Below are 20,666 nucleotides of genomic sequence, written 5' to 3' on the forward strand. Positions count from 1 at the left end.
TTTCCTCCAGCAATTCAAGTCTCTGACGGCGTCCTCACATCCTTTTTTTAATGTAGAGATTCATCCTTCTTGCTGATTGTAACCAATCCTGTTCCAGTGAGCAATAAGGCAGCTGCTAAGAGAACTGGAAGGGTGGAGTCAGCTTCTGAACCTGTTTTTGGCAGGCTGGTTGCTTGACTCTTCACTTCAGCTACTTCTTGCTTGGCTTCTTGACTAGGCAAAGCATTATTGTCATGAATACTTAATGACGCATTTTCGCTAGCTTTGAAGGCTTTAGGATAAGTGAGTGTATAGGTCTTCACCGACGTATCCTTCTTCTTGTGCAGGCTGGTTGTCACCAGATAGTCTGAATGTTCACTAGGGATTTCTTCTTGAACTTTGTCTCCCATTTCTTCCTCTGTTTTTCTTGGACGAGGACCTGCTGGAGCTGCTGGACTTGGCTTCTCATGAGGAATTTCCGGCGTTTTTTCCTTGTCCTTAGGCTTAGGTTTGTCCCCTTGATCAGATGGTTTGTCTGGAGTGGCTGGTTGGTCGTGTTTACCAGGTTTGTCTGGAGTTCCTGGTTGATCTGGGGTTCCTGGTTTTTCAGGAGTTTCTGGTTTACCTTTTTTACCAGGCTTATCTGGACTCGGTTGGTCTGGATGGGATGGTTTGCTTGGGTTTGGACATGTCCCGCAGACATTACCCGCAACTTCGATACTGTAGTCGGTGTAAACTACAATGAAGTCGCCATTGTCGGTAAGCTTGACATTCTTAATGCCCCGGCCATCTTTTCCGTCTTTGCCGTCTTTACCATCGCGACCGTCACGACCATCCTTACCGCGAACAAGACCAGCGTCAATGGTCCGACCATCGTCAAGACTAATGATCAAGTGGCCGGCTTCATCAACCTTGGCATCTTTAATGCCGCCTTGATTTGGACGAGGGATCACTTGAGTGGTGTGGTTGCTGTTGATAATCACAAGATCACCGTTATTGTTGACCGTAATCTTCTCGACCCCTTGAGCATCCTTACCGTCTCTACCATCACGACCGTCACGGCCATCCTTGCCATCTTTACCGTCTTTGCCGTCGCGAACGAAGACTTGGCGGATGACTTCTCCAGTTTTCGGATTCTTATAGATAATCTTGGTGCCTGGTTGTTTAGGATTGTCGCTTGGCTCAGTTTCGATGATTGGGGTTTGACCATCTTCACCATTATAGATAAATTCTCGACTTAAGAGCTTACCCTTGCGGTCGGTTAAGGAAATTTCAACCCCGATTTGTTTACCATTCTTATCGAAGACTGGCTTGATATCAGGAGTTAGGCCATCTTGACCGTCCTTGCCATCTTTTCCATCTTTGACAAAGACTTTGCTGAATGTTTGCCCCGTCTTTGGATGGATGAAGCTGATGTAATGGCCTTTTTCACCCTTTTCATTGGTGGCTGGAGTGGTTTCAACTTTAGGCGACTCGCCATCCTTACCATCAGAGATAAAGGTCTCGCTGATCACTGCCCCAGTTTCTGGATTTTTGACAAGAATATAGGCACCTGTTTGCCCTGCACGGTCTTGGCCTGGCTTGGTCTCAACAATTGGCGCCTTGCCATCCTTGCCGTCTCTTCCGTCTTTTCCATCTTTACCGTCTCTGACAAAGCTTTCAGAGATGACAGCTCCAGTCTCTGGATGTTTAACCAGGATCTTAGTTCCGCTATGTCCTTGGCTGTCTTTTCCTGGTAAGGTTTCAACGATTGGGGCTTTGCCATCCTTACCGTTAGTGATGGTGACTGATTTTTGCTTGCCATTCGTTTTGGTAATTGTCACAACATGGTTGCCATTAGCATCGGTTGTTACATCAACATCTGGGGATTTACCGTCTTTTAACTCAGTGACTTCAGGTGTGTCATCCGAAACCGAACGATCTGTACCACGAACTTGTGGTGTTACTGTGATGATAACCCCATCGTTAGTAGCATTCCGGCGGGCTGTAATTTTAGGTGCTAAACCGTCTAGACCATCCTTAACAATGGCTCTGGCAACAGGTTCCTTAGAGGTGTCCACCTTACCCGTTTCTGGGTTGACTGGGTAGAAATTAATTAGATTCCCATAGGAGGTTCTTTCTACCACTGGCAGGTAGGTCTTGCCGTCCTTACCGTCTTTACCGTCTTTACCGTCGCTTCCGGCGATACCTTGGGCGCCACGTTCACCGCGGTCACCCTTGTCACCTTTTTCACCTTTATCGCCTTTTGCGATGGTGAGGACGGTGCCGTCGGATAAGGTAACGAGGGTGTTGCCTTGGTCGTCTTTAGCAGTGTGGGTGACGGTAAGAGATTTGCCGTCTTTACCATCTTTACCATTGGTCCCAGCGACACCTTGAGCGCCGGTTTCACCGCGGTCGCCCTTATCACCTTTATCACCTTTTTGGCCGTTTTTCACTTCAAATGAAGTCGTGCTGCCGTCAGGGTTCTTAATAGTGATAGTGTGACCATCTGGGGTTTCAGCGGTTGAGACTTCTGGGGACTTCCCATCTACACCGTCTTTACCGTTAGCTCCAGCTGCTCCTGTGTCACCTTTATCTCCCTTGGCGCCTTTTTCGCCTTGTGGACCTTGGTCACCTTTGTCCCCTTTTGCAATATTGAGAACTGTGCCATCAGATAAAGTAACGACTGTATTGCCGTCTTTATCTTTTTCGGTCTTGGTTACTGTTAGTGGAGCGGCGTCTTTACCATCGCTTCCATTTTTACCATCTTTGATAGTTGTGGTAGTTGTTGAGCCGTCCGGATTGGTGATAGTGATGGTGTGAGATCCATCGCCGTTATCTTTGGTTGAGATCAGTGGGGATTTTCCGTCTGCACCAGCTGCTCCTTGAGCGCCACGTTCACCTTGCAGACCTCTTTCACCGCGGTCTCCTTTGTCACCCTTTTCACCTTTTTGGCCGTTCTTGACTTCAAATGAGGTAGTTGTGCCATCTGGGTTCTTGATAGTGATAGTGTGACCGTCTGGGGTTTCAGCGGTTGAGACTTCTGGGGACTTCCCATCTACACCGTCTTTACCGTTAGCTCCAGCTGCTCCTGTATCACCTTTATCCCCCTTGGCGCCTTTTTCGCCTGGAAGACCTTGGTCACCTTTGTCCCCTTTTGCGATGTTTAAGACTGTGCCGTCAGATAAAGTAACGACTGTATTGCCGTCTTTATCTTTTTCAGTCTTGGTAACAGTTAGTGGAGCGGCGTCTTTTCCGTTGGCTCCAGCGGCACCTTGAGCGCCGGTTTCACCGCGGTCCCCCTTGTCACCTTTATCACCCTTTTGGCCATTCTTCACTTCGAATGAAGTTGTGCTGCCATCTGGATTGGTGATGGTGATGGTGTGAGAGCCGTTACCGTTATCTTTGGTTGAGATAGTTGGAGATTTGCCGTCTACACCATCTTTTCCATTGGTTCCAGCTGCGCCTTGATCCCCTTTTTCTCCTTTAGCACCATCTGGAATAAAGATGTTGTTGGTGGTTTCAAAGGTATCTGGGTTCTTGATACGCAACCAGGTCCCTGGAACTTTCTTGGTACTGTCAGAGAAACCGCGTTGGGCGAATACGATTGGCGATTTGCCATCTTTTCCTGGGGATCCGGCTTGACCTTTTTCACCGTTCTTTACGACGAATGAAGTTGTTGTCCCATTTGGATTCTTGATGGTGATGGTATGACTGCCGTCAGCATTTTCGGTAGTGGAAATTTCTGGGGATTTGCCGTCTAGGCCGTTCTTTCCGTCTTTTCCGTTGGTTCCAGCAGCTCCTTGTGCGCCGGTTTCTCCACGATCTCCCTTGTCACCTTTATCGCCCTTGTCACCTTTTTCACCTGGAAGACCTTGTGGCCCTTGAGCACCTGGTTCACCTTTGGCTCCATCTTTGATTTCACCTGTGGCAACCGCTTCTTTACTGGTGTCAGCCTTACCGGTTTCTGGGTTTACTGGATAGAATTTGATAGTAGTTACGCCATTATTGTCTTTTGTGATCACTGGGGCGAAGGTCTTGCCGTTGTCACCTGCAACCCCTTTATCTCCTTTGATACCATCATGGACTTCCACGGTTTGTGGTTTACCGTCAACAATATTCCCTTTGTCATCACGGATTTGTGGGGTAATAGTTAAAGTGACACCATTGTTGGCATCGCTCCGTTTAGCAGTTACTTTTGGAGCCAGACCATCTTTTCCAGCAAGGCCTTGGGCACCGGCTTCACCTTTAGCTCCATCTTTGATATCGACACTTTGTGGGATGCCATCTACAATGTTCCCTTTGGCGTCACGACTTTGTGGAGTAATGGTGAGGGTTACACCGTCATTGGCCTGATTACGAACGGCGCTTACTTTCGGTGCTAGGCCGTCTTTGCCGTTTGCTCCAGCTTCACCTCTATCACCCTTATCACCTTTTTGGCCGTTCTTGACTTCAAATGAAGTCGTGCTGCCGTCTGGATTCTTAATGGTAATTGTGTGGCCATCTTTTGTTTCAGCGGTTGAAATTTCTGGGGACTTACCGTCTGCGCCATCCTTACCTTTTTCGCCTTGTGGTCCTTGAGCGCCGACTTCACCTTTGGCTCCGTCCTTGATTTCACCCGTGGCAACCGCTTCTTTAGTCGTATCAGCTTTGCCGGTTTCTGGATTTACTGGATAGAACTTGATGGTTGTTACGCCATCTTTGTCTTTTGTAAGGACTGGGGCGAAGGATTTACCATTATCACCTGCTAGGCCACGTTCACCTTGGTTTCCTTTTGGACCTTGAGCACCAGTGTCACCCTTATCACCTTTGGCACCATCGGGAATAAAGATGTTGTTAGTCGTTTCTAGGGTGTCTGGGTTCTTGATCCGTAACCAGGTTCCGGGCACTTTCTTCGTATTATCAGAGAAACCGCGTTGGGCAAATACAACTGGCGATTTGCCGTCTTTACCTGGCGCTCCGGCTTCACCGTTTTTCACAACAAATGAAGTAGTCGTGCCGTTTGGATTCTTGATGGTAATGGTGTGAGTGCCGTCAGGATTTTCAGCGCTGGAGATTTCTGGTGACTTACCGTCTACGCCATTCTTACCATCTTTTCCGTTGGTTCCTGCAGCTCCTTGAGCACCGCGTTCCCCCTGGTCTCCCTTGTCACCCTTTTGACCTTGTGGGCCTTGAGTACCTGTGTCACCTTTATCTCCCTTGGCACCTTTTTCGCCTGGGAGACCTTGATCACCCTTGTCCCCTTTTGCGATATTTAAGACTGTGCCGTCAGATAGAGTAACGACTGTATTGCCATCTTTATCTTTTTCAGTCTTGGTGACAGTTAGTGGAGCGGCGTCTTTACCATCCTTACCGTTAGTTCCTGCGACCCCCTGTTCACCGTTCTTAACAGTAAATGAGTTGGTGGTACCATTCGGGTTCTTAATAGTGATGGTGTGGCTGCCGTCAGGATTTTCAGCACTAGAGATTTCTGGTGACTTACCGTCCACACCATCTTTCCCTTTTTCACCTTGAAGACCTTGTGGCCCTTGAGCACCCTGTTCACCTTTGGCTCCATCTTTGATTTCACCTGTGGCAACAGCTTCTTTAGTAGTATCAGCTTTGCCGGTTTCTGGATTCACCGGATAGAACTTAATGGTGGTTACACCATCTTTATCTTTTGTAACAACTGGGGCATAGGATTTACCGTCGTCACCTTTTAGACCATCGTGGACTTCAACGGTTTGTGGTTTACCATCAAGGATATTGCCTTTGTCATCACGGATTTGTGGGGTAATAGTTAAAGTGACGCCATTGTTAGCTTCATTTCGATCAGCGCTTACTTTTGGTGCCAGACCGTCTTTCCCAGCAAGCCCTTGAGCTCCAGCTTCACCTTGGGCTCCGTCTTTGATATCCACAATTTGTGGGGTGCCATCTACAATGTTTCCTTTGTCGTCACGACTTTGAGGGGTGATAGTGAGGGTCACACCATCATTAGCCTTATTACGAACGGCGGTTACTTTTGGTGCTAGACCGTCTTTGCCGTTTACGCCAGCCGCACCGGTGTCGCCCTTTTCACCCTTGGCACCTTTTTCACCATTCTTCACAACAAATGAAGTGGTCGTGCCGTTCGGATTCTTAATGGTGATTGTGTGTCCTTCTGGAGTTTCAGTGGTGGAAATTTCTGGAGACTTGCCGTCTGCGCCATCCTTACCTTTTTCGCCTTGTGGTCCTTGAGCGCCGACTTCACCTTTGGCTCCGTCCTTGATTTCACCCGTGGCAACCGCTTCTTTAGTCGTATCAGCTTTGCCGGTTTCTGGATTTACTGGATAGAACTTGATGGTTGTTACGCCATCTTTGTCTTTTGTAAGTACTGGGGCGAAGGTCTTGCCGTTAGCTCCTGCAGCACCACGTTCACCTTGTAGACCTCTTTCGCCTCGGTCACCCTTATCCCCTTTTGGACCTTGAGCACCTGGCTCACCTTTTAGCCCTTGAGCACCTTTTTCACCGTTCTTCACGACGAATGAATTGGTAGTACCATTTGGATTCTTGATGGTGATGGTATGAGTGCCGTCTGCGTTTTCGGCACTGGAAATTTCTGGTGACTTGCCATCTAGGCCGTTCTTACCATCTTTTCCATTGGCTCCCGCAGCTCCTTGGGCGCCGGTTTCTCCACGATCTCCCTTGTCACCCTTTTGACCTTGTGGACCTTGAGCACCTGTGTCACCTTTATCTCCCTTGGCACCTTTTTCGCCTGGGAGACCTTGGTCACCTTTATCACCTTTTGCGATATTGAGGACTGTGCCATCAGATAAGGTAACAACTGTATTGCCTTCTTTATCTTTTTCAGTCTTGGTAACAGTTAGTGGAGCAGCATCTTTTCCATCTTTACCGTTAGTTCCAGCAACCCCATTTTCACCGTTCTTAACAGTAAATGAGTTGGTGGTACCATTCGGGTTCTTGATAGTGATGGTGTGGCTGCCGTCTGCGTTTTCGGTGGTAGAAATTTCTGGGGACTTGCCGTCCACACCATCTTTCCCTTTTTCACCTTGTGGGCCTTGAGCGCCGGCTTCACCCTTTTCGCCACGCTCACCTTGTAAGCCTCTTTCACCTTGATCACCTTTTAGACCTTGCGGACCTTGAGCGCCTGGTTCACCTTTAGCGCCATCTTTGATTTCACCTGTAGCAACCGCTTCTTTACTGGTGTCAGCCTTACCGGTTTCTGGGTTCACTGGATAGAACTTGATGGTGGTTACGCCATCTTTATCTTTTGTGAGCACTGGAGCAAAAGATTTCCCATCGTCACCTTTTTGACCATCTTTGACTTCAACAGTTTGTGGTTTACCGTCAAGGATATTGCCTTTGTCATCACGAATTTGAGGAGTGATGGTTAAAGTGACACCATTGTTAGCCACATTTCGCTCAGCTGTTACTTTTGGTGCTAGACCGTCTTTACCAGCAAGCCCTTGGGCACCGGCTTCACCTTTAGCGCCATCTTTGATGTCGACACTTTGTGGAGTACCGTCAACGATCTTGCCTTGGGCGTCACGACTTTGAGGCGTGATGGTGAGAGTTACCCCATCATTGGCTTGGTTACGAACAGCGGTTACTTTTGGCGCAAGGCCGTCTTTACCATCAGCACCCGCTGCGCCTTGAAGACCACGTTCACCTTGGTCACCTTTTTGGCCGTTCTTGACTTCAAATGAAGTCGTGCTGCCATCTGGGTTCTTGATGGTGATGGTGTGTCCATCTTTTGTTTCCGTGGTTGAAACTTCTGGGGACTTGCCGTCAGCGCCTTTTTCGCCTTGTGGCCCTTGAGCCCCTGCTTCTCCTTTAGCGCCATCTTTAATTTCACCGGTAGCAACGGCTTCTTTGCTGGTATCAGCTTTACCGGTTTCTGGATTCACTGGATAGAACTTGATGGTGGTTGTGCCATTATTGTCTTTTGTGAGCACTGGGATGAAGGATTTACCATTATCACCTGCAACACCACGTTCACCTTGTGGGCCTTGAGCGCCGGTTTCACCTCTTTCACCTTTAGCACCGTCTGGAATAAAGATATTGTTGGTGGTTTCTAAGGTCTCTGGATTCTTAATGCGTAACCAGGTTCCTGGAACTTTATTAGTATTGTCAGAGAATCCACGTTGTGCTGAAACAATTGGTGATTTGCCATCTTTACCTGGGGCTCCGGCTTCACCTTTTTGGCCGTTTTTCACGACAAATGAAGTGGTCGTGCCGTTTGGATTCTTGATGGTGATGGTGTGACTGCCATCTGCGTTTTCGGCGCTAGAGATTTCTGGGGACTTGCCGTCTGCGCCATTCTTACCATCTTTTCCGTTGGTTCCTGCAGCTCCTTGAGCGCCGGTTTCACCTTTATCTCCCTTGGCACCTTTTTCGCCTGGAAGACCTTGGTCACCTTTGTCACCTTTAGGACCTTGTGGGCCTTGAGCTCCTGTGTCTCCTTTTAGACCTCGATCCCCTTTGGCTCCATCTTTAATTTCCACTGTTTGTGGTGTTCCAGATACGATATTGCCTTTTTCATCTCGAGACCGTGGGGTGATGGTTAGGGTGACACCGTTATTATCTGGGTTACGCTTAGCTGTTACTGTTGGTTCAAGGCCGTCTTTACCATCGACACCATTCTTGATTACTGTGCTATTGGTTGAACCATCTGGATTGGTGATTGTTAATGTGTAGCTACCATCACCGTTATCCTTAGTTGAGATGGATGGGGACTTGCCATTTTCGCCATCTTTTCCTTTTTCACCTGGGGCGCCTTGTGCACCTGTGTCTCCTTTTGGACCTTGGGCACCGGTTGCACCTTGTAGTCCTCTTTCTCCTTGGTCACCCTTGTCCCCTTTAGGACCTTGAGCGCCTCTTTCCCCTTGGGGACCGCGTTCACCATCTTTGATTTCACCTATGGCAACGGCTTCTTGGCTGGTGTCGGGCTGGCCGGTTTCTGGATTCACTGGGTAGAACTTGATGGTGGTTACACCGTTTTTGTCTTTTTTGATAACTGGTGCGAAGGTTTTACCATCTTTACCGTTTCTGATTGTAGCTGAGTGGGTGGTCCCATCGACATCTTTAACTTTTACGGTATAGGTGTCATCTTTATTATCCACCCAGTCAATTTCAGGAGACTTGCCATCCTTACCATCTGCAATAACGGCTTGGTGGCTGGTTCCATCGGGGTTAGTAATCTTTATTGTATAAGAATTTGGCTCTTGGGGATTTTTCTTCTCATTTTTAACAATGGCTAAGCGTGGCGTTCCACCGTCTTTTCCTGGTTCACCTGGAGCACCTTGAGGCCCTTGGGCACCGGTATCACCTTTAGCACCGTCTGGAATGAAGGCAGTCTTGGTTTCAGTGGTTTTATTGCCCTCTTGATCATATTTTGGATAGGTAAAGGTGACATAGGTTCCCTTTTTGCCATCTTTTTCCCCAGGCTTGGTTTGGACATCGATAGCCAGATCTGGGAGAGCTGAACCAGTTCCTTCAAGAATGACTTCATCTTGACGCTTAATCAATTCCTTGGAATTCTTCTTGGTGTAGTAATCGGTAAAGTTGTCTTCGGTTAAGTTCTCATCGCCTAAGACATCACGGGTTTGTTCATAAATCACGCGGTTGACGCCGTCATGGCCGGTTTGTTTAACCACGCGGACACCCTTAGGAAGGAGAGGGGTTGTCTCGACCGATGAGCTGTGCTTGTCAGTTTCAGTACGCACTTCATAATGCTTAATCTTGCGAAAGGCTGTGTCAACCACTTCATCTTTCTTAAGATTCTTAATGATTTTTTCCGTGCCGACAAATTGCTTGCCTGCCTTAACCGTGGAAAAACGATTGGGTTCTTCAAATTTCACCACATAGCTATTGTATCCAGGTAATTCTTCAAAAGTATAACGGCCATTCAGGTCGGTGGTTGTGCTGGCTAGCAATTTCCCATCGTCAGGGTTGTAGAGGTTGACCTTAATGTTACTTAGGGTTTGGTCGCCAGTACTTGAACCATCACCATTGCGGTCATCATAGACTGTCCCAGAAATTTTATAGATATCAACAATTTGTGGAACGTTCGTTAGTGGTAGTCCATCAAGAACATTGAAAGTACGTTCTTTATTTTTATACGCTCTTTTTACCGATTCTCTAGTGAAATCGTTCAGAACGATAGGTTTGCCATTTCTATCTACATAAGTTATTTCAATTCCAGAATTAGCATAATCATTTAATTGAGTCCCTGGTAACACTTTTAGTGGAAGATGATTTTTAGGAATCCTAACAGTTACCTTATCTTCAGCAGTATTTATTGGAATTTCTTGTGGTTTTTCCTCTGGGTCTCCGTCAGGATAAGTAACAATTACTCTAGCTCCAACAGCAGACAATTGCTTGCCAATGCCATCAACAAAACCAATGTAAAATTCTTTGCTAGCTAAGGTTAAATTACCATTTCCCTTTTCATTGACAATTTGAGGAGAGTGACTAATGACTGCTCCAAATTTGCTATCAACAGAAACTTCTTTGCTTGTTCTTCCATCTGTTACTCGAACCTTATCACCATCACGCAATTCTTTGACGGCGCCTAATGGAATTTTCCAATAACCATCGGACTCAGCAACAGTCTCTCCAATTGGCGTTTCTACACCATCATGGATATAAACTGCCTTAATGGTTTTACCTGCTTCTGCTTGACCACCAAAATAATCTTGGTAACGTTGGCCATTCTTATCCCCTTCAAGATTCTCATTTTCAATTCTTAATGAATTAGCCTGATTATCAGTAACCACAGGCGGTTGATCGTTTTCTGGCGCTTCATAAGTAGTCGCAAGTGTTTCTTCTGGAGCAAGACTTGTTGTTTCTTCTATCGAACTTGAAGTTAGATCGTTACTTGGCGCTGATGTGCTTGTCACTTCAGCTTTTGGAGTTTCTGGAAGAGAAACGGCTGTTGGACTGGCTGGGGTATTTTCATCTAAGGGAAGCGCGGCTGGCTGATTGTCATTTTCTTGAGGACTTACTGGCTGACTTGCTGTAGCCTTTTTGTCAACGGCTTGACCCTTGTCCGAACTAGCTAAGTCAGCTGGACTGATTTGTCCTTGACTTGAGCTTAGCCCTTGGTCTTGACTACTTGGAAGGCTGACTTTTGTTTCAGCGGCGGCTGCTTCATTAACGGCGGCTTGAGCTACCGCAGCGTCTCCCATAAAGAGCAAACCAACAGCGACTGCCACAGAAGCCACTCCGATATTTAAGCGTTTAATAGAATAGCGATAGAATTTATTCGCCATTTTTTCACGGTATAATTTGACATTGTTCTTTCCTAACATATATGTTTCTCCTTTCTTATCTTCTAAAGGAACCTGAGTAAGAAGGTCTGTAATAATGCGCTCTAGCAGAACGTCTCACGCGAGTTGGACGATAGGTTGATGGGCGATATCTTCGAGAATTGGAATAAGCTGTTGGAACTGAACTTCTTTCACTTGAACGACTAAAGCTGTCAAAAGTGAATCCTCGTCGAATAACTCGATTCATTGGCGTTGCAAGAACTGTTCGAATTACCTTTGGATTGGGTTGAGGGACTCCATTAATGTAGGTCGTTTCAATGATTGTCTTAATTTTCCCTTTTCGACCAGGATTAACAACGACTTCTTCTCGGGGAGCTAATGTTCTATCATCTATCACAATTACTCTCGGATCAGTTGTTTTAACTATAATTTCTCTTCTCACTTCAACAACTTGAGTTCCCACTTCCACGATCTCATCGCGTTTGTCGCGGAGGACACGGCTGGTAACTTCGGGGTTAGGTTGTGGACGCCCATTGACGTAAGTGGTCACGGTTCTTTCTTCTACGCGACCAGTAATTCCGCTTTGAATCACACGGCGCTCACCTTTTGGAAGGTTAGGATTCTCGCGAGTGATGGTTTGATAAGGGATTTCCTTGACAGTTACTCGGGAATCTTTACGAACTTCTTGGGTACCGACTTCCACAATTTCATCACGTTTGTCACGGACTACTCGGCTAGTGATTTCTGGGTTAGGCTGTGGACGTCCATTGACGTAAGTCGTTGTTGTGGTTTCTTCGACGCGGCCGGTGATTCCGCTTTGAATCACGCGACGTTCTCCTTTTGCAAGGTTAGGATTCTCACGAGTGATGGTTTGGTAAGGAATTTCCTTAACGGTTACTTGAGAGTCTTGGCGAACCTCTTGGGTGCCGATTTCGATAATGCGATTTTGCCCTTGTTGAAGGACTCTTTCGCTCACTAAGCGGCGACTGACTTCTTTCTTGTTGATGGTTTTGATATGGATTTGACTTTCGACAATAGTCTTCTTGCCTTCTTGGATCGTCCGTCGCAGACCCTTGCCAAGATTGGGGTTGTACTTGTAAATGGTATCGAAACCACTCGCTCTTTCTTGGCGGACTAGGCGGGTTTCTTCGACACGCCCTTTCTCTTGCTTAGAGTATGTGATCCGGGCCGTACCGTCTTGACGAACAGCCACCCCAGCACCTCCACGGTAGTAGGGGGCTACTTCAGAGGTAATGGCGAAAGTATATTGCTTACGGCGGTCAATCCCCAAGGCTTGGGCATTGATGGATTGGACAATGCGGCCAGCCCCGTCCCCATAGATGGCTTGGAATTGACCACTACGGGCGCTGTATTTCAAAAGCAGTGGCTCAAATTCTTCAGGACGGAATTGATCAGCGTCACGTTCATAACGGCCTTGCATCCGCTTGTTGTTGTATTCAAAACCATGGCTAGACCCGACAATCCGACTGGTCCCTGCTTGGTCATTGCGAACGAAGGCTGTGTAACCACGATGTTGGTTGCCGGCAATGCGGTTAGACATGCCTTGCTTATCCATCTGATTGGTTTCTGGGTTGTAACGAATGTCAATCTTATAACCAAATGCCTTAGCGACGCCGCGGTTCTTGAGAATACCGCCTTGATTGAGGTAGTCTTGACCCTTGTTGGCGCCTTCAATAAATAAGAAACCAAAGCCGTCTGCAGCCGTGGTATTGTTGTGGTGGTCCAGGCGAACTTCTAAATTCAACTCAAAGTCTTTGTCGAAGCTCACCGCCTCCTTCTTCACCAAGGCGCCGCGTTGGCTTTGAACATTGTGAATCATCCGTGATCCCAAGGCATTGCTATTGCCAAATTGAACTGATTGAACATTCTCAGGGCCACGGTCGGCCTTGGCTGGGTTATATTCTGTCGGGTCAAATTTGGTCACATTGGGACCTATCCGATCAAAATGATTTCTACCCAGGCCAGTTTCTGTGACGGTTCGGCTATCAGTCACTTCCTTACGGTCAATGACCCGGTCTTCGACGGTGCGCGTTTGGTCAGCTTCTCGGTTATATTCAACGTAGGCAGGTTGCTCGTCTCCACCCACAAGCACTTCATCGCTGGCTTCCAGGTCGGTATAGTAAGTCGCCCGATTTTCTGTACTGAAGACTGGTCGGCTGGTTGATTCGCTCACCTTATCAGTCAAGGAATAACTGCTGTCTGGAGAAACTGCCTTATCTGCCTCTCCTGATGAATGGCCTTGACCGTTTGCAAGGTCGGCTACATTTTCACTTGCTACGCCTTCAATTGAAGCTGCATGAGCCACAGAAGTCTCTCCCATAAAGAGCAAGCCGACAGCAACAGCGACTGAAGCCACACCGATATTTAAGCGTTTGATGGCATAGCGATAGGAGCGATTGCTACTTTTTTCACTGATCATTTTAAAGTTATTCTTCCCTAGCATATGTTTTGATTACCCTCTTTATATTCTTCTTAGTTTTTAAGTGTAAAAAGCAAATAATGTATAATAAAATATAAAAATTCGCTATTAGTTAAGCAAAAAAGAAATTGAAAAACTAGCAGATTTTTAAAAATAAATCAAAACTCCTGATTATTTTTTAAACTAATAAGTATTTATCGCTTGAAAAAGTCCAGGAAGCTTGATTTAACGGCATTTCTCTTTTGCTTATGGTATATATTTTTCAAGAGGATAATAGCCCAAAAACATTTTATTATATTTATTATTAACTTTATTTGGAAATAATTTAATTATTTTTCGTTTTGCTGAACAAAAACTTTTTTCACTTGATAAATATAATCGATTGCATATCATCGGATAAAACTTTCACCGCTTAGCTAAACAGAACTCTCCAGAAAATCTCAAGCTGAAAATTTCTTCTCTGAGCGCACAAAAAAAAGAGACCAGGACAAAAGTTCCAGTCTCTTAATAAAATATAAACTATATCATCAAAACTTGTTCTTCGACACGCTTGTCGCACTCTATCCAAACCTGCTCCAAGCGCAGAGCAAGCGTCCGCTTCAGAAAAAGGCGCTAAATTCTCTTTGAGATTTTAGACGCCTTTTTCTTCCAGCGGTCTTGCTCTTCGATGCGCTTGTCGCACTCTATCCTAAGGCTTCCACGTATTGGTAGGCTTCTTGTCCTGCGCTGCCGGCGTCACCGACTGCGGTGGAGACTTGGCGTAATTTCTTCTTGCGGACATCCCCACAGGCAAAGATTCCTGGTACAGTGGTGGCCATGTTTTCATCGGTTAGGATCCAGCCTTCTTCATCAGTAATGCCTAAATCACGAAATGCTTCACTATTAGGCAGGAGCCCCACATAGATGAAGACCCCGCCAGCTGGGACTTCAGTCAGATCATGGGTCTTAACATTTTCCACCACAATGCTGGTAACTTGCTTACCGTCGCCTTTGATTTCTTTAACCACGCTATCCCAGGTAAAAGAAATCTTGTCGTTAGCAAAGGCGCGGTCTTGGAGAATTTTTTGGGCCCGTAATTGGTCCCGGCGGTGGATAATGTCGACCGTGTTGGCAAATTGGGTCAGGTAGCTCCCCTCTTCCACAGCCGAGTCGCCGCCACCGACCACCTTGATGTCGCGGCCCTTATAGAAGGCCCCGTCACAAACGGCACAGTAGGAAACCCCGTGACCATTGTATTCTTCTTCTCCAGGCACATCCAAGGTTCGATGCACTGATCCGGTAGCGATAACAATAGCCTTGGCCTTGTAATCCCCATTATCGGTTTCAATCAGGTGGTAAGGTTTACCAGGGATTACTTTCTTCACATTACCAAAGACATACTCGGCTCCAAATTGCATGGCGCTTTCGTACATCTTGTTGGCCAGGTCCGGTCCAGAAATACTCTTGTAGCCGGGGTAGTTTTCCACCGTGGCAGTATTAATCAGTTCCCCACCAGGAACTCCCCGTTCTAAGACAGCCACCGCTAAATTAGCCCGGGAAGCATACAAGGCGGCCGTTAAGCCGGCTGGTCCGGCACCGATAACAATCACATCATAAGTCTTAACTTCTTCACTCACGTTGATTCCTCCACTTTTTCTCTTTAGTCACACTGAATCCCCAGCCTCCAAACGATCTGCGCGACAGGAACCCAGCGGACTAAACAATTATTTCAAGTCCTTCTCTAAGTCAAGTAGGTAGGCGCGTAAGTCGTCTTTGATTTCAGGATGGCGGAGGCCATAGGAAATACAGGTTTTCATATATTCTAACTTATTGCCGACATCATAGCGTTGGCCGCTGAATTCCAGGGCGAAGACCCTTTGTGTTTTATTCAAACGGTCAATGGCATCGGTCAATTGGATTTCATTACCGGCCCCAGGCTCTTGGGTTTCCAAGAGGTCAAAGATTTCTGGGGTCAAGAGGTAGCGACCGATAATAGCCAAGTCACTCGGTGCCTCGCTAGGGTCAGGTTTTTCCACGAATTGGCGGACATTGTAGATCCCGTCCTTATATTGGGCTTCGGGGTCGATTATCCCGTACTTACCCGTATCTTCATGAGGCACCCGCATGACGGCAATATTTGAGGCATGAGTCTCATGATAAGCGTCGATCAATTGTTTTGTCAAAGGAACTGCATCTTCCATCAAGTCATCGCCCAGCATAACCACAAAGGGTTCGTCGCCGACAAAGGCCTTGGCTTGTAAGACCGCGTCCCCTAGTCCCTTAGGATAGGATTGGCGCTTGAAGAAGAGGTTGAGGCCAATGGTTTCTTGGACAATTTCCAGTAAGTCATCCTTGCCCTTGGCATGGAGGTTTTCTTCCAGCTCAATATTGGAGTCAAAGTGGTCCTCGATCGGACGTTTGTTCTTTCCAGTAATGATTAAAATATCTTCAATCCCACTGGCCAGGGCTTCTTCCACGATGAATTGGATGGTGGGTTTATCAACAATTGGTAACATTTCTTTGGCCATCGCCTTGGTGGCTGGTAGGAAACGGGTTCCTAAACCAGCGGCAGGGATAATGGCTTTTCTTACTTTCGTCATAGCTACTCCTTTATTCGTGAATCCATCTTCACGGTAATTATTGTGACAGTTGGCGTCACTAGTCTCTTCTCTTAATGTAAAAGTTGTTTTGCAATTTAGCAAGCCTTAAGGGGATTCTTAGTACTTTTTTATCGATTGCTAGTTCCCAATAAACTCTTAAAAAAGGCGCTTAATCGTTCAATCGAGCTTGTTTGGCCAAGGATTGTTCTAAGGCCAAGCGGTCTAATCCGACTTCTTGCTTACCTTGGCGTTTCATCAGGTCTTCCACCAGTTTTCTCAAGTCTTTATGGTCATAGAGGACCTGGTAGGTGGTTTGGGTGATGGGCATTTCGATACCGACTTTTTGGGCCAATTCATAGGCCGACTTGGTGGTGTGGACGCCTTCAACGATCATGCCCATGTGGTCGAGGACTTCACTGACGGACTTACCTTGACCAATTTGATAGCCGGCCTGCCAGTTCCTAGAAAAAGGCGAGGTACAGGTAACGATTAAGTCCCCAATCCCGCTCAAACCGGCAAAGGTAAAGGGATCTGCCCCCAAGGCCACACCTAGCCGGGTAATCTCCGCCAGACCTCGAGTCATTAAGATGGCCTTAGCATTATCACCAAAGCCAAGTCCTGCGATAGCCCCGGAACAGAGGGCAATAATATTTTTCAAGGCACCACCGAGTTCCACCCCGACCACGTCGTCATTGGTGTAGACCCTAAAATAAGCATTCATAAAGAGGGCTTGGAGGGCTTCAGCTGCCGCCAGATCTTGGCAGGCAGCGGTAATACCGGTGATATCATGGCGGGCCACTTCTTCCGCATGACTGGGTCCTGATAAAACCACCGGTCCTTGGATGGCTAGACCTTTCAGACTTTCTTCTAGGATCACTGATACTCGTTCATGGGTTTCTAACTCCAGTCCCTTAGCCGCATGGAAGACCAGGGGCATGCCTGCATCCGCATCGGCTTGTCGCAAAATGTCGGCCACTTGCCCCGCCACTCCGCGAATGGCATTGGTCGGCACCACAAAACCGATCACTTGGGCCCCTTTAACGGCCGCTTCCAAATCAGAGGTAGCGACAATGTCTTTGGGCAAAGTGACCTCTTTTAAATAGGCGGCATTGGTGTGTTCTTGGTTAATTTCATCCGCCTGATTTTGCCGGTGGGTCCAGAGAGTCACCTGGTGGCCATTTTCCGCTAAGACCATGGCCAAGGCGGTCCCCCAGGAACCAGCACCCAGTAAGCTAATTGCTTGTTTTACCATTATCTTCTCCTTTAATTCACTTTCATACAAATTGACTTGCCCTTAGGCTGATTTTTTGGCTTGGGCCCGCCGCTTACTTAAGTAATCATAGTCGCTGTAATAAGGCAGGTCTGACTTTTGGCTGCGACGGTAGATCAAGAGGGCAATCCCCACGACCACCAGAACTAAGGACAGGGCTTGGGAGACCCGGATCGGGCCTAGGTAGAGGGAATCGGTCCGTAAGCCTTCAATGAAGAAGCGTCCGGTCCCGTACCAAACTAAGTATAAGAGCCCGGTTTCCCCGAGTTTTAAGGTCTTATGATGGTGACGGAGGAAGAGTAAGACCCCTACCCCCAGTATATTCCATAGGGATTCGTAGAGAAAGGTGGGATGGTAGTATTGGCCGTTAATAAACATTTGTTCAACAATAAAATTAGGTAAGTGGAGAGCCTCCCGCAAGAAGCTTTCGCTCACCGGACCTCCGTGGGCCTCTTGGTTGACGAAGTTGCCCCAGCGGCCAATCCCTTGAGCTAAAAGCAAGTAAGGCATGATCACATCCGCCAAGAAGCTCACCTTCATCTCGTGACGCTTGGCATAGATAATCGCCGTCAAAGCCCCCGCAATCACGCCCCCGTAAATAGCAATGCCGCCCTGCCAGATAGCAATAATTTCGCCCAGGTTTTCCCGGTAGTAGTCCCATTCAAAGATCACATAATAGAGCCGAGCCCCGATAAAACCGATGGGAATGGCCCACATGATCATATCCATGACCTGGTCACTATCAAAACCCTTGCGTTCAATTTCTTTAAGGATCAATTCCACCGCCAAAAACATACCCAGGGCAATAATAATCCCGTACCAACGGATCTCAATTCCTAAAAAGGAAAAGGCCACTGGATCAATGGTCAGGAGATTAAAGCTAGGTAGCAAATTTCCCAGTAAAGTCGTCATCATGACTGATCGCCCGCTTCCGCCTGGTCGTTTTCAGCGTGGGTCTTGGCATCTGCTTCCTGGTTGGCTTGGATTAAGTGGGTCAGTCTTTCCTCGAATTCCTTACCGGCATTGTAGCCCATATTATTGGCCCGAAGATTCATGGCCGCGACTTCGACAATATTGGAAGAATTCCGCCCTGTGCGGACAGGCACGGTAATTTGAGGCACATCCACTCCTAAGAGCGACACCATTTCCGGCTCCGAGCCCAAGCGTTCATAATCTTCATCATCATCCCACATCACTAAGCGGACAATCAAATGCAGTTGTTGGGCTTGTTTAACCGCCCCAGCCCCAAAGAGGGTAAGGACATTAATAATGCCCAGGCCGCGGATTTCGATCATATTTTGTAAGATGGCCGGCGCCTCACCCACGATAGAATAGTCATCGCGTTTATGGAGTTCCACCCGGTCATCCGCCACAAGACGGTGGCCGTTCTTAATTAGCTCCAGGGCGGTTTCGGACTTGCCGATCCCGCTGTCCCCAATAATCATAATTCCCAAACCATACACGTCTACAAAGACGCCATGCTTGGACACCCGGGGCGCCAAACGCTCCTGAAGATAGGTAGTGATATTAGAATAGAGCCGGGTGGTCACCGCACTCCCCTGTAAAATTGGGATCTGATTTTCTTCAGCCGCTTGAAAGACCTCATATTCCGGCATCAAGTCGCGGGAGAAAATAAAGACCGGCGTATCTTCCCGAGACATCCGTCGCATGATCAAGAGCCGCTCATCACTAGTCATTTTCTTCAAATAGGAGTGCTCATTACGGCCAAACAATTGGACCCGTTCCGAGGGATAATAGTTAAAATAGCCCGATAATTCCAAACCCGGACGGGAAATGTCGCTGGTTTGAATCAAACGGTCTAAATACTCCTCTCCCTGGAGCACCTTTAGCCCAAGCTGATCCCTGAGCTCTTTAACGGTTACTGCTTCCATAATTGTTTCCTTTCTCTTTTTAAATCTCACTTCATTTTACCATAGGCCCAGGCCATTAGTAAGGCTAGAGAGTGTGACAGTCACAACAAAGGACGAAATCGCTGGAGGAAAATACCATAAGCACAGCTATGAGGATGTGAGGAAGGATCAGGGAGGGAGATTCCTTGGAGGAAAAGATGATAAGATCAGCTTGCTGATCGTTCAACTTTTCTGAAAGGACATCCCCTCACCCTTCCAAACTCAACTGTCTGTGTGTTGGTATTTTCTGAAGCGGACGTTCGTCCTGTGACTGGAACACGTTTTGAGAGTGTGACGGGTGCACCAAAAGCCAAAAAGAATCCTGAACCAAGGCTAACTAATAAAAAAGACTGCAACAGCCGTCGCAGTCCATTAACGATTAATAACACTTAAGTAAAAGCTATTTCCATCGCACTCTCTAGTAGTCGCTTCGGTAAGGGTTAAAGATCTTCTTCAACAACTCTTGAGCCAGGCCATAAATTAAGGCCAAAACCATACAGTAGAAGAAAGAAGATATCCAGAAATAAGCCGTCCCCATCAAAGAGGAAGCCAGCCAGAAGATAAAACCATTCAGGACCAGGTTAAATAAACCCAGGGTGAGAAAGTTTATCGGCAGGGCTAAAATCTTCAAAATCGGGTAAACCAACTTGTAAAGGATAGCGATGACTAATACCACAATCACCGCCGAGGCAAAGTCTTGAATATAGACCGCTGGCCAGAAAATCCGACCCAGACCTTGGAGGAGAATGGCTTGGATCAAGAGACGAATAATATTTCTAATCATGGTCGACCTTAACCTTCTCCACTTCCTTAATTTGGCGTTTGTTTAACTCTCGGTAGACCGGTTCCACATCATCTTCACGCTGACTATAAGCTTCTTGGCGCGGATTGGTCCGCTGTCTAGCCCCTTGTCCCCCACCAAAGAAAGTCCGCTTAAAGTTAATCACACTTTCATTAGGAATTAAAACCATCAGGGACAGGTAGATAAAAATAGCTAGGTAACGTAGCGGGGTAAAAAGAGCCACCGCAAAGGCAATCCGAAGCCAAACTGCGGAAATACCAAAGTAGTCAGCAAAACCACCACAAACCCCAGCAAAAACTCGGTTGGTTAATGAGCGTTTCAGTGCTTTCATAAAATCTCTCCTTATCTTGATTAAAACAAGTACTATCGATCCCGTCTGTTCAAGCGATTAAAGAACCGCCACTAAGATATAAACAAAATTAGGTATTAGAACGCGGGATATAAGAATATTTTACCAT

General features: G+C 47.0%; 9 protein-coding genes and 2 pseudogenes. All 11 read right to left on the reverse strand.

All coding sequences use genetic code 11. The features are described 5' to 3' along the window. Positions 1-47: 47 nt before the first annotated feature. Entirely contained in the window at positions 48-3,509 is a 3,462-nt protein-coding gene (locus AWM73_RS09185; RefSeq protein WP_195869116.1) for a collagen-flanked surface repeat-containing protein, read from the reverse strand. A 51-nt stretch (positions 3,510-3,560) separates the two neighbouring features. After that, positions 3,561-3,731: pseudogene (locus AWM73_RS09190) on the reverse strand (collagen-flanked surface repeat-containing protein); the annotation flags it as partial. A gap of 648 nt (positions 3,732-4,379) precedes the next feature. Further along, a pseudogene (locus AWM73_RS09195) lies at positions 4,380-11,249 on the reverse strand (collagen-flanked surface repeat-containing protein); the annotation flags it as partial. A 16-nt stretch (positions 11,250-11,265) separates the two neighbouring features. After that, positions 11,266-13,647: a G5 domain-containing protein gene (locus tag AWM73_RS07735; protein WP_158083597.1), complete on the reverse strand. Its 2,382-nt coding sequence runs from the start codon at positions 13,645-13,647 to the stop codon at positions 11,266-11,268. A gap of 683 nt (positions 13,648-14,330) precedes the next feature. Then, on the reverse strand, positions 14,331-15,263 hold the full coding sequence (gene trxB, locus AWM73_RS07740) for a thioredoxin-disulfide reductase (protein WP_082702888.1): 933 nt from the start codon (positions 15,261-15,263) through the stop codon (positions 14,331-14,333). Positions 15,264-15,350: 87 nt separating this feature from the next. Continuing rightward, entirely contained in the window at positions 15,351-16,226 is an 876-nt protein-coding gene (gene galU, locus AWM73_RS07745) for a UTP--glucose-1-phosphate uridylyltransferase GalU (RefSeq protein ID WP_060778804.1), read from the reverse strand. 169 nt (positions 16,227-16,395) lie between these two features. Next, positions 16,396-17,478 (reverse strand): NAD(P)H-dependent glycerol-3-phosphate dehydrogenase, encoded by a 1,083-nt coding sequence (locus tag AWM73_RS07750; RefSeq protein ID WP_060778805.1) that lies wholly within the window; start codon positions 17,476-17,478, stop codon positions 16,396-16,398. Positions 17,479-17,520: 42 nt separating this feature from the next. After that, a complete protein-coding gene (gene lgt / locus AWM73_RS07755) occupies positions 17,521-18,411 on the reverse strand; it encodes a prolipoprotein diacylglyceryl transferase (RefSeq protein ID WP_082702889.1) in 891 nt (296 codons plus the stop codon). Then, positions 18,408-19,388 (reverse strand): HPr(Ser) kinase/phosphatase, encoded by a 981-nt coding sequence (hprK, locus tag AWM73_RS07760; protein WP_060778806.1) that lies wholly within the window; start codon positions 19,386-19,388, stop codon positions 18,408-18,410. Before hprK ends, lgt begins: the two co-directional genes overlap by 4 nt. Positions 19,389-19,824: 436 nt before the next feature. Continuing rightward, the gene (locus AWM73_RS07765; protein WP_060778807.1) at positions 19,825-20,190 is read right to left on the reverse strand and encodes a phage holin family protein; all 366 of its coding nucleotides are present in this window, start codon (positions 20,188-20,190) and stop codon (positions 19,825-19,827) included. Continuing rightward, positions 20,183-20,539 carry a PspC domain-containing protein gene (locus AWM73_RS07770; RefSeq protein ID WP_060778808.1) on the reverse strand — a complete coding sequence of 119 codons (357 nt, stop codon included), beginning with the start codon at positions 20,537-20,539 and terminating at the stop codon, positions 20,183-20,185. The genes AWM73_RS07765 and AWM73_RS07770 overlap by 8 nt, the downstream gene beginning before the upstream one ends. Positions 20,540-20,666: the final 127 nt, after the last annotated feature.

Origin of the sequence: Aerococcus urinae (genome assembly GCF_001543175.1) — a bacterium.
GTDB classification, from domain to species: domain Bacteria; phylum Bacillota; class Bacilli; order Lactobacillales; family Aerococcaceae; genus Aerococcus; species Aerococcus urinae.